We start from the raw sequence: 11,619 nt of genomic DNA on the forward strand, positions 1-11,619 counted from the left end.
CACACGGCCCGCTGCCCTTTTGGGCGGCGGGCCTTTAACATCTGGCCACCGCAAGGTTTCCACGGGATTTCAGCAAGAACATTCAAGAGCCTTCAACGGAGAAGGAACCCCCACATGGCCAGCAGCAGATCACTTGCAGGCGCCTTCGCTCTCGCCGCCGCCACGGCGGTCCTGGTGCCCGGCACCGCACACGCCTCCCCACCCGGTAGCAAAGACGTCACCGCCGTCCTCTTCGAGTGGAACTTCGCCTCCGTCGCCAAGGAGTGCACCAACACCCTCGGCCCGGCCGGCTACGGCTACGTCCAGGTCTCCCCGCCCGCCGAGCACATACAGGGCTCGCAGTGGTGGACGTCGTACCAGCCGGTGAGCTACAAGATCGCCGGGCGGCTCGGTGACGCGACGGCCTTCAAGAACATGATCAGCACCTGCCACGCGGCGGGCGTGAAGGTCGTCGTCGACACCGTCATCAACCACATGTCGGCGGGCAGCGGCACCGGCACCGGCGGTTCGTCGTACACGAAGTACAACTACCCGGGTCTGTACTCCTCGTACGACATGGACGACTGCACGTCCCTGGTCAGCGACTACACCAACCGCGCCAACGTGCAGAACTGCGAACTGGTCGGCCTGGCCGACCTGGACACCGGCGAGGAGTACGTCCGCGCCACCATCGCCGGCTACATGAACAGCCTCCTCGGCTACGGCGCCGACGGCTTCCGCATCGACGCGGCCAAGCACATCCCGGCGACGGACCTCGCGAACATCAAGTCGCGGCTGTCGAACCCCTCCGTGTACTGGAAGCAGGAGGTCATCTACGGCAGCGGCGAGGCCGTCCAGCCCACCGAGTACACCGGCAACGGGGACGTCCAGGAGTTCCGCTACGCCTACGACCTCAAGCGCGTCTTCAACAACGAGAACCTCGCCTACCTGAAGAACTACGGCGAGGGCTGGGGCTACATGAGCAGCTCGGTCGCCGGTGTCTTCGTCGACAACCACGACACCGAGCGCAACGGCTCGACCCTGAACTACAAGGACGGCGCCAACTACACCCTCGCTAACGTCTTCATGCTCGCCTACCCCTACGGCGCCCCCGACATCAACTCCGGTTACGAGTGGTCGGACGCGGACGCCGGGCCGCCCAACAACGGTGCGGTGACGGCCTGTTGGCAGGACGGCTGGAAGTGCCAGCACGCCTGGCCGGAGATCAAGTCCATGGTCGCCTTCCGCAACGCCACCAGCGGCCAGTCCCTCACCAACTGGTGGGACGACGGCAACGACGCGATCGGCTTCGGGCGCGGCAGCAGGGGTTATGTGGCGATCAACCACGAGTCGTACTCCCTGACCCGGACCTACCAGACCTCGCTGGCCGCGGGCACGTACTGCAACGTCCAGAACAACACTTCGGTGACGGTGAACTCCAGCGGGCAGTTCACCGCCACCCTGGGCTCCAACACGGCGCTGGCGATCTACGCGGGCAAGACGTCCTGCTGATCCATCCGCTGCGTCCCGATGACGGCCAGCAGGCGCAGCGCCTCCTCCGACGGTGAGCCCGGGGTGGCGGTGTAGATCACGACCTGCTGGTCCCGGTCGGTGATGTCGAGGGCGTCGCAGTTGACGGTGACCGGGCCCACCACCGGGTGCTGGAAGGTCTTGGTCAGGGTGGGCTCGGCGGACACGTCGTGCGACTCCCACAGCCGGCGGAACTCCTCGCTCCCGGCGAGGAGTTCGGCCACCAGACCGGTCACCGCCGGCGAGTCGGGATAGCGGGCGGCGACGGCACGCAGCCGCTGTGCCGAGAGCCGGGCGAAGGCGTCGACGTCCGACACCCCGTACAGCCTGCTGCTTTCCGGGCGCGGGGTGAGGAAGGCGCGGCGCACCAGGTTGCGGTCGCGCGGGGGCAGCGCGGAGAAGTCCTCCATGAGGGCGGCGGCGAGGTCGTTCCAGGCCAGTACCTCGAAGGTCGCGGACGTCACGAAGGCCGCGGCCTGCGGCAGCCGGCGCAGCAGATCGAGGAGGCTCTGCCGCACCTCGCGCGAGGGCCCGGGCGGCGGTCCGGGCGGAGCCCCGGCGAGATGATGGAGATGCCCGCGCTCGGCGTCCGACAGCCGCAGCGCCCGCGCGAGACCGCCCAGCACCTCCCGCGACGGACGCGGCCCCCGGGCCTGTTCCAGCCGCGTGTAGTACTCGGTTGAGATGAACGCCAGCTGCGCCACCTCCTCACGCCGCAGCCCGGGCGTACGGCGCCGCGGGCCGCGCGGCAGCCCCACCTCGGCGGGGGAGATCCGCTCACGCCGGCTTCGCAGGAACGCTGCGAGTTCTTGCTTGTCCACGCCACCAGTGTGCGCCTGGTGCCGGGGCCCCATCCAGGTACCACCGGTGCCTGGATGAGCCGCCGGGCCGGGACCAGGCTCGAAGCCATGACGAACACAGTGACGACCTACCAGGGCCTTCTCACCGACAAGGTCGCCTTCATCAGCGGCGCCGGCCGCGGCATCGGCGCGGCCGCCGCCCGGCTCTTCGCCCGCGAGGGCGCCCGGATCCTGCTGGCGGCCCGCACCGAGGACCAGCTCAAGGCGGTCACCGAGGAGATCCGCGCGGCGGGCGGCACCGCCGACTACGTGGTCTGCGACCTGGCCGACGCGGAGAGCGTCCGCGCCGCCGTCGACCGCACGGTGCAGGTCTACGGCCGCCTCGACATCGCCTTCAACAACGGCGCGATCGCCCAGCACCCCGGCCCCCTGGACGAACTCCCCGAGCCGGACTTCGACCAGGTCACCAACGTGAACCTCAAGGGCGTCTGGCTGGCCATGACCGCGGAGATCAAGGCCATCCGCGCCACCGCCACCGGCGGCGCCATCGTCAACAACTCCTCCATCGGCAGCCTCCGGGCCAACCCCGTCCTGCCCGTCTACGGCGCCCTGAAGCGGGCCGTCAACAGCCTCACCCAGTCCGCCGCCGTCACCTACGGCCCCGAGGGCATCCGCGTCAACGCCGTCGCCCCCGGCGGCACGCTCACCGAGATGGTCCGCGACTGGGACGCGGTCACCCCCGGCGTCATCGACCACATGAAGACCATGACCCCGCTCGGCCGCACGGCCGCCCCCGAGGAGATCGCCGAAGCCGCCGCCTGGCTCCTCAGCGACCGGGCGTCCTTCGTGTCGGGCGCGATCCTGCAGGTGGACGGGGGAGCGGGCGCATAAGAGGCCGCCACCGGCGGCCCGCCCCGCCGTGAGGTCAGGGCGTGACGGTGATGTGCCTGGCCAGCGCGGTGACCGACAGGTCGCCGTGGTCGACCCACTGGGGGAAGGCCAGCGTCTTGTGCTGGGTGGCGCCGGGCGGGGTGATCTCCAGGAAGGAGGCGCGCACCGCGCCCGACGTGCCCGTGTTGGCGTGGGTCCAGGCGACGACGGCTTCGGCGCTCTGGCCGTCCTTGAGGGTGAGGGTCTTCTTCCCGGGGTCGTGCGCGTACCAGGTGTTGCCCCAGGTGGTGTGGGTCGTGAGCCTCCGGTGCGCGGAGTTCTCCAGGCCGAGCCCGGGGTAGCCGCGCAGCGCGCAGGTCCTGCCGCTGAGGTTGCGCAGCGTGATGACCACACCCTGGTGGTTCATGCCACCGGCGAGCTGCTGGCCGAAGCCGGCCTTGAGCGCCCCGGCGGAGCAGGTCGGCGTCGCCCTCGCGGCGCTCGTGGTGGTCGCGGCGTTGGCGGTGCCCGCCCAGGCCGCGAGCCCCAGCCCCGCGACGGCGGCCAGACCGATCACCGTACGCCCGAAACGGCGGTCGGCGCGGTGCCGGGGCTTGCTGGGGCCGGCCTGGGCGGTGGTGTTCTGCTGCTCGTTCACGGTGATCGTGCTCCCACTCCTGCTCCGCGACGCGGGCCGCTGTGTGCGCCCCGCGTCCTCCTTTGGTGTCGTGCACTGAGTCCGATGCGCGCCACCGCGGATTTGTTCGGAGAAATGAGCGGGAGTTCGAGAAAGAGCTACTTCCAGGTGTCGCTCGCCGTGTAGCCGGACGAGGTGCCCGTCGTGTACGAGCGGTTCGTGCCGGACTCCCAGGTCACGGTCCCGGAGCTGTCCTTCTTGATGTACTTGTACGCGAAGGTCGTGCTCCTGGGGACGATGACGAGCTTGCTCCACGTCGGGTACGACGCCGAGGACAGCGGGATCGCGTCGCTCGTGTTCCAGGAGCCGAGCGAGGCGATCGAGCCGACGACGTAGACATTGGTGCCGAGGGTGGTGGTCGCCGTCTCGTTGAAGGTCACGTCGGTGGCGTCGGCGTCGGCCACGTTCCAGGAGTTGTTGAGCGAGACCGCCGAAGTGGTCGTCGTGGCGGCCCTGTTGGCGTTCGACTCCCATGTGACGTTTCCGGACGAGTCCTTCTTGATGTACTTGAAGGCGAAGGAGGTGTTGGTCGGCACGCTCACCGCCCCCGACCAGACCGGGTACCCGGACGACGACAGTGCGACCGCCTTCGACGTGTCCCAGCCGCCCAGCGCGTCGATGGAGCCGACGACGTAGACGCTCGTGCCGGACGTGGTGGCCGCGTACTCGTTGAAGGTGGCGGTCACCGTGGAGCCGGACGAACCGCCGCCGCCGGTGCCCTCGCAGCCGACCGTGCAGGTGTAGGAGGAGTTGTAGAAGGCGATCGCGCTCTTCGCCGGGATGGTGAGGGACGCGCTGCCGCCCGAGACGGTGACGGTGGACGCGCCGCCGTCGACGACGTTCTTGTACGTGCCGTCGGCCATGCCCGTGGTGAAGGTGTAGGTCGCCGCCGAGGAGCCGTTGTTGAGCGCGAAGAAGCCCGCTCCGCTGCGACCGAAGCCGATCACGCTCGACGACTTGGTCTGCCAGTCGGACACGGCGGCCGTGTCGACGGCGTTGTGCCAGGCGACCATGCCGACGACCCCGGTGTCCCGGTCGAGGCAGTACCAACTGCCGCCGGAGCAGTCCGTGTTGGTGACGAACCCGGACGAGTTCGGTGGTGCCTGGTCGCTCTGCGTCCACTCCCAGCTGGCGTACACCGTCGGGGTGGACCACTTGTAGGCGAGCTGGAAGAGGTTGGCGAGCTTGTAGGTGTCGCCGTCCTTGTAGCTCATGTGCAGGCCGTTGCGCTCGGTGTCGTGATTCGTCACGAAGGACACCGAGTTGGCGGCCGGCAGGATGCCGCTGCTCTCCAGGGACGACAGGTCGCTCACGTTGCCCTGGAAGGCCGACTTCATCCTGCTCGCGTAGGTGAAGTCGAGGACATCACCGGAGGCGTAGTAGTCGCTGGGCTGCGGGGTCGAGCCCGGATAGATCTCCTGGAAGACGTACGGCGCCGCACCCGCCGTCGTGTTCGTCAGCTTGCCCTCGATCGCCGCCAGGTCGGTCTCGGGGATGTGCTTGGCCGCGTCGACCCTGAACCCGTCGACGCCGAGGGCGAGTTGCTTGTTGAGGAAGTTCGCGATGCCCGCGCGGACCGAGTCCGAGCCGGTCTTCAGGTCGGGCAGGCCCAGGAGTTCGCAGTTCTGGACCTGGGTGAGGTTCGAGTAGTCCTGGATGGTCAGGTCGGAGGTGGGGCAGTCCGCGGAGGTGTGGTAGTCGCCGGGGTCCCAGTCCGGGGTGTCGTACTTGCCGGTGATCGTGGTCCCGTTGTAGCCGGTGCCGGTCTGCGCGGCGGTGTGGTTGATCACCGCGTCCGTGTAGACCTTGACGCCCGCCGCGTGGCACGCGCTCACCATGCTCGCGAACTTGGCCGCCGTACCGAAACGGCTGTTCAGGTTGTACGAGTACGGCTGGTAGACGTCCCACCAGTAGTAGTTGGTCTGCTTGAGCGACTCGGCGGGCGGCGCCACCTGGACCGCGCCGTAGCCGGCCGGGCCCAGTACGTTCGTGCACTCCGAGGCGATGGAGTCCCAGTTCCATTCCCAGAGGTTGGCGATGACGTCGCCCTTGGCGGAGGTGTCCGCGTGGGCGGTGGCGGCGGGGAGGGCGACCACACCGGCCAGGGCGAGGGCCCCGGCGGCCATGGCACCGGCCGCGCGCCTGATGGTTCCCGGTGTTCGGTATCTGCTCATGAGCGGCTCCGAAAGGGGGGATTCGGGGTTCAACAACTGGTGAGCGTGGGCCAGTTGAGAAGGGCACGTCAAGGTTGCGGATGAAAGTTCTTTCTGTGACTTTCACATGTCTTGCTGCAACCCTTGCGTCGGCGATACGGTCTCGCCGGGGTCGGACCCGAACTGAGCCGTAATCGCAAGGAGTTCACGCCTGTGACACCGAGATGGCCGGCGTCCCGCACGCGCCGTACCGAGCTACGGAGAAGGGCCACGGGCATCGTGGTCGCCGCGCTCCTCGCCGCGTTCGTTCCGCCCCTCGCCGCCCACGCCGCGACCCCGCCCGCACCCCCGTCCGACGCGAAGCTCGCGGCCACGCCCGCCCGGCACGACGACACCCGCGAGCAGTTCTACTTCGTGATGCCTGACCGCTTCGCCAACGGCGACACCTCCAACGACCAAGGAGGACTGACCGGTTCACGCCTCAGCACCGGCTACGACCCCGCCGACAAGGGCTTCTACCAAGGCGGCGATCTCAAGGGCCTGACCGATCGGCTCGACTACATCAAGGGCCTGGGTACGACCGCCATTTGGATGGCGCCGATCTTCAAGAACCAGCCCGTGCAGGGGACGGGGAGCGACGCCTCCGCCGGCTATCACGGTTACTGGATAACGGACTTCACCAAGGTCGACCCGCACTTCGGCACCAACAAGGACCTCGCGACCCTCATCTCCAAGGCCCACGCCAAGGGCATGAAGGTCTTCTTCGACGTCATCACCAACCACACCGCCGACGTCGTCGACTACGAGGGCAAGTCCTACGACTACCTCTCCAAGGGCGCCTTCCCCTACCTCACCAAGGACGGCCGGCCCTTCGACGACGCCGACTACGCGGACGGCACGAAGACCTTCCCCGCCGTCTCCACCTCCTCCTTCCCGAAGACCCCGACCGTCCCCGCCGGCAAGACGGACGTGAAGGTCCCGGCCTGGCTCAACGACCCGACGATGTACCACAATCGGGGCGACTCGACCTACGTGGGCGAGAACGCCACCTACGGCGACTTCTCCGGCCTCGACGACCTGTGGACCGAACGGCCCGAGGTCGTCAGCGGCATGGAGAAGATCTACGAGAAGTGGGTGCGGGACTTCGGCGTCGACGGCTTCCGCATCGACACCGTCAAACACGTCGACATGGACTTCTGGACCCAGTGGGCGACGGCCCTCGACAAGTACGCCGCCGCGCACGGCCGGAAGAACTTCTTCATGTTCGGCGAGGTCTACTCCGCCGACACGTCCGTCACTTCGCCCTACGTCACCCAGGGCCGTCTGGATGCCACGCTCGACTTCCCCTTCCAGGACGCGGCCCGCGGCTACGCCTCCCAGGGCGGCAGCGCGCAGAAGCTCGCGAGTGTCTTCGGCGACGACTACAAGTACACGACCGACAAGGCGAACGCGTACGAGCAGGTCACCTTCCTCGGCAACCACGACATGGGCCGCATCGGCTACTTCCTCGACCAGGACAACCCGAAGGCCACGGACGCGGAGTTGCTCGCCAAGGACAAGCTGGCCAACGAGCTGATGTTCCTCAGCCGCGGCAACCCCGTCGTCTACTACGGCGACGAACAGGGCTTCACCGGCTCAGGCGGCGACAAGGACGCCCGCCAGACGATGTTCGCCTCGAAGGTCGCCGACTATCTGGACGACGACGAGATCGGCACCGACCGGACCGCCGCCAGTGACGCCTACGACCCAACTGCCCCGCTCTACAAGGAGATCGCCGCACTCTCCAAGCTGCGCAAGGACAACCCGGCGCTGGCCGACGGTGTGCAGACCGAGCGTTACGCCGCCGACGGCGCCGGTGTCTACGCCTTCACGCGGACCGGCGGCAGCGCCGAGTACGTCGTCGCCCTCAACAACGCCGACACCGCGCAGACGGTGACCTTCGCGACCGGTTCCCCGGACATGAAGTACCGGGGGATCTACGGGACTTCGGCCACCGCGACGAGCGGCGCCGACAACAAGGTCACCGTCACCGTCCCGGCCGGTTCCGCGATCGTCCTCAAGGCGGCCGGTTCCCTCGCACGGCCGGTGAGCAAGCCGGCGATCACCCTCAAGGCACCGGACGCCGGAGCCACCGGCACGGTAGAGCTGAGCGCCGACGTCAACGGCGGCCGGCTCAACCGGGTCGTCTTCGCCGCCCAGACCGGCAACGGCAAGTGGCAGACGCTGGGTTCCGCCGACCACGCCCCGTACAAGGTCACCCAGACCATCGGCAAGGACGTGGCGTCCGGAACAGCCCTGCGGTACAAGGCAGTTGTGGTCGATTCCGCAGGGCACACGGCGAACGCGACAGCCGCCTCCACCTCCGGCACCCCGCCCGCCGCAGAGGTCCCCACCGCCTCCTCCCGCGACTACGCGGTCGTCCACTACAAGCGCACCGACGGCGACTACGACAACTGGGGCCTGTACGCCTGGGGTGACCTGGCCGACGGCGAGGCGACCACCTGGCCGGCCAGTCACCCGTTCGTCGGGCGGGATGCCTACGGCGCCTTCGCCTATGTCAAGTTGAAGCCCGGCGCGACGAACGTCGGCTTCCTGGTGATCGACAAGGACGGCAACAAGGATGTCTCCGCCGACCGTTCGATCGATGTCACCAAGACCGGCGAGGTCTGGATCGAGCAGGGCAAGGACGCCGTACAGACCGAGCGGCCCGGCTACCCGGCGCAGGACACCGCCAAGGCCGTCATCCACTACCACCGCGCGGACGGCGACTACACCGGCTGGGGCCTGCACGTCTGGACGGGGGCCGCGAACCCCACCGACTGGTCGAGCCCGCTGCAGCCGGTGAGGACCGATGCCTACGGCGCGGTTTTCGAGGTGCCGCTCAACTCCGGTGCCACCAGCCTCAGTTACATCATCCACAAGGGCGACGAGAAGGACCTCTCCGCCGACCAGTCGCTCGACCTCAAGTCCAACGGGTACGAGGTGTGGCTGCTGAACGGCCAGGAGAAGTACCTCCTGCCGCAGCCCGCCGGCAGCGCGGCGGCCCTCGACCTGACCACCTCCAAGGCGGTCTGGATCGACCGGAACACGGTCGCCTGGAACGGCTCCGACGCGGCCGCCTCCACCCAACTCCTGTACTCCCACGACGGTTCGATCGCCGTGCAGGGCGGCACGCTGACGAGCGACGACGAGCGCTGGCTGCGGCTGTCGAAGACCACGCTCACCGATGCGCAGAAGGCCAAGTTCCCCTACCTGAAGGACTACACGGCCTGGTCCGTCGATACCCGTGACCGCGACCGCGTCAAGGAGGCCCTCACCGGTCAGCTCGTCGCCTCCCAACGGGCTGTCAACGGCGCCGTGTTGGCCGCGACCGGCGTGCAGATCGCCGGTGTCCTCGACGATGTGTACGCCGCCGCGACCAACGCCGACCTCGGTCCGACCTTCCGTAAGGGCCGTCCCACGCTGGCCGTTTGGGCGCCGACGGCACAGAACGTCTCCCTCGATCTCGACGGGTCACTGAAGAAGATGAGCCGTGACGCCACCACCGGCGTCTGGTCCGTCACCGGTCCGGCCTCCTGGAAGAACAAGTCGTACCGGTACTCCGTGAAGGTGTGGGCGCCGACCGTCCGGAAGGTCGTCACCAACCAGGTCACCGACCCCTACTCGGTCGCCCTCACCGCCGACTCCGAGCGCAGCCTCGTCGTCGACCTCGACGACAAGTCCCTTGCCCCGAGCGGCTGGTCGAGCCTGAAGAAACCGAAGGCGGTGGCGCTGAAGGACGCCGAGATCCAGGAGCTGCACATCCGGGACTTCTCCGTCGCCGACAAGACGGTCCCCGTGAAGGACCAGGGGACGTATCTCGCATTCACCGACAGGAACAGCGACGGCTCCAAGCATCTGCGCGAGCTGGCCAAGTCCGGGACGTCGTACGTGCATCTGCTGCCCGCCTTCGACATCGCCACCATCCCCGAGAAGAAGTCCGAGCAGTCGACCACCGGCTGCGACCTCGCCTCCTACGCGGCCGACTCGGAGCAGCAGCAGGCGTGCGTGGCGGCCGTCGCCGCGAAGGACGCCTACAACTGGGGTTACGACCCTTACCACTTCACGGTTCCGGAGGGTTCGTACGCGACCGATCCGGACGGCACCGGCCGTACCGTCGAGTTCCGGAAGATGGTCAAGTCGCTGAACGAGGACGGCCTGCGGGTCGTCATGGACGTGGTCTACAACCACACGGCGGCCAGCGGTCAGGCGGACTACTCGGTGCTCGACAAGATCGTGCCCGGCTACTACCAGCGGCTGCTGGCCGACGGCAGCGTGGCCACCTCCACCTGCTGTGCCAACACGGCCACCGAGAACGCCATGATGGGCAAACTCGTCGTCGACTCCGTGGTCACCTGGGCCAAGGAGTACAAGGTCGACGGCTTCCGCTTCGACCTCATGGGGCACCAGCCGAAGGCCAACATCCTTGCCGTACGCAGGGCGTTGGACGCGCTGACGCCCGCGAAGGACGGTATCGACGGCAAGAAGATCATCATGTACGGCGAGGGCTGGAACTTCGGCGAGGTCGCCGACGACGCCCGATTCGTGCAGGCCACGCAGAAGAACATGGCCGGCACGGGCATCGCCACCTTCTCCGACCGTGCCCGTGACGCGGTGCGCGGCGGCAGCCCCTTCGACGCGGACCCGGGTGTCCAGGGCTTCGCCTCCGGGCTCTACACCGACCCCAACTCCTCCACAGCGAACGGCACTTCGGCCGAACAGAAGGCCCGCCTCCTGCACTACCAGGACCTCATCAAGGTCGGCCTGAGCGGCAATCTCGCCAAGTACCGGTTCACCGACACCGACGGGAAGGACGTCACCGGCGCCGAGGTCGACTACAACGGCACGGCCGCCGGATACGCGGACGCGCCCGGCGACGCCCTCGCCTATGTCGACGCGCACGACAACGAGTCGCTGTTCGACGCGCTGACGTACAAGCTGCCCGCCGGGACGAGCGCCGCCGACCGGGCCCGGGCGCAGGTCCTCGCGATGGCCACGGCGGCCCTCTCTCAGGGTCCCTCGCTGTCGCAGGCCGGTACCGATCTGCTGCGCTCCAAGTCCCTGGACCGCAACTCCTTCGACAGCGGTGACTGGTTCAACGCGATCCACTGGAACTGCGCGGACGGCAACGGCTTCGGGCGGGGGCTGCCGATGGCGGCCGACAACGCGTCCAAGTGGCCGTACGCGAAAGGCCTGTTGACGTCGGTGAAGGTCGGCTGCGGGCAGATCGAGGGGGCCTCAGCCGCGTACCAGGATCTGCTGAAGATCCGTACGACGGAGAGCGTGTTCTCGCTCGACACCGCCGGGCAGGTGCAGGCGAAGCTGTCGTTCCCGCTGTCCGGGAAGGACGAGACGCCCGGGGTGATCACCATGGAACTCGGTGATCTTGTGGTCGTGTTCAACGCTACGCCGAGCGGGCAGGAGCAGACGGTGGGCGCCCTGGCCGGTACCGGCTAGCCCCCGCGCCCCCGGGCGGCGGGGGGGGCGGGCCCCCGGGGGGGGGGCGGGGCGGCGGGCCCCGGGGGCCGCCCCGGCGGGGGGTCGGGCCCCC

At 68.5% G+C, this 11,619-nt stretch carries 5 protein-coding genes and 1 pseudogene; 3 read left to right on the top strand and 3 right to left on the bottom strand.

Annotated elements, in window-relative coordinates; genetic code table 11:
* The first annotated feature begins 114 nt into the window (after window positions 1–114).
* A complete protein-coding gene (locus ACFXC1_RS35890) occupies window positions 115–1,491 on the top strand; it encodes an alpha-amylase (protein WP_381250932.1) in 1,377 nt (458 codons plus the stop codon).
* Here the strand turns inward: ACFXC1_RS35890 and ACFXC1_RS35895 are convergent.
* Window positions 1,467–2,330, bottom strand: coding sequence for a helix-turn-helix transcriptional regulator (locus tag ACFXC1_RS35895; protein WP_381250934.1), 864 nt, complete (start codon window positions 2,328–2,330; stop codon window positions 1,467–1,469). The genes ACFXC1_RS35890 and ACFXC1_RS35895 overlap by 25 nt on opposite strands.
* Window positions 2,331–2,417: 87 nt before the next feature.
* On the opposite strand from ACFXC1_RS35895, the gene ACFXC1_RS35900 reads away from it, so the two are divergent.
* Window positions 2,418–3,200, top strand: coding sequence for an SDR family NAD(P)-dependent oxidoreductase (locus tag ACFXC1_RS35900; protein WP_381250936.1), 783 nt, complete (start codon window positions 2,418–2,420; stop codon window positions 3,198–3,200).
* A gap of 34 nt (window positions 3,201–3,234) precedes the next feature.
* On the opposite strand, the gene ACFXC1_RS35905 is transcribed toward ACFXC1_RS35900, so the two are convergent.
* Together ACFXC1_RS35905 and ACFXC1_RS35910 are read right to left on the bottom strand one after the other, a co-directional pair.
* Entirely contained in the window at window positions 3,235–3,837 is a 603-nt protein-coding gene (locus ACFXC1_RS35905; protein WP_381250938.1) for a DUF4232 domain-containing protein, read from the bottom strand.
* A 137-nt stretch (window positions 3,838–3,974) separates the two neighbouring features.
* The gene (locus tag ACFXC1_RS35910) at window positions 3,975–6,050 is read right to left on the bottom strand and encodes a carbohydrate-binding module family 20 domain-containing protein (RefSeq protein ID WP_381250940.1); all 2,076 of its coding nucleotides are present in this window, start codon (window positions 6,048–6,050) and stop codon (window positions 3,975–3,977) included.
* A gap of 192 nt (window positions 6,051–6,242) precedes the next feature.
* On the opposite strand from ACFXC1_RS35910, the pseudogene pulA reads away from it, so the two are divergent.
* Window positions 6,243–11,522 (top strand): annotated as a pseudogene (gene pulA, locus ACFXC1_RS35915) (pullulanase-type alpha-1,6-glucosidase); the annotation flags it as partial.
* Between the last annotated feature and the right edge of the window lie 97 nt (window positions 11,523–11,619).

The sequence above is a fragment of the Streptomyces hokutonensis genome (genome assembly GCF_042751305.1).
Lineage (GTDB): Bacteria > Actinomycetota > Actinomycetes > Streptomycetales > Streptomycetaceae > Streptomyces > Streptomyces hokutonensis_A.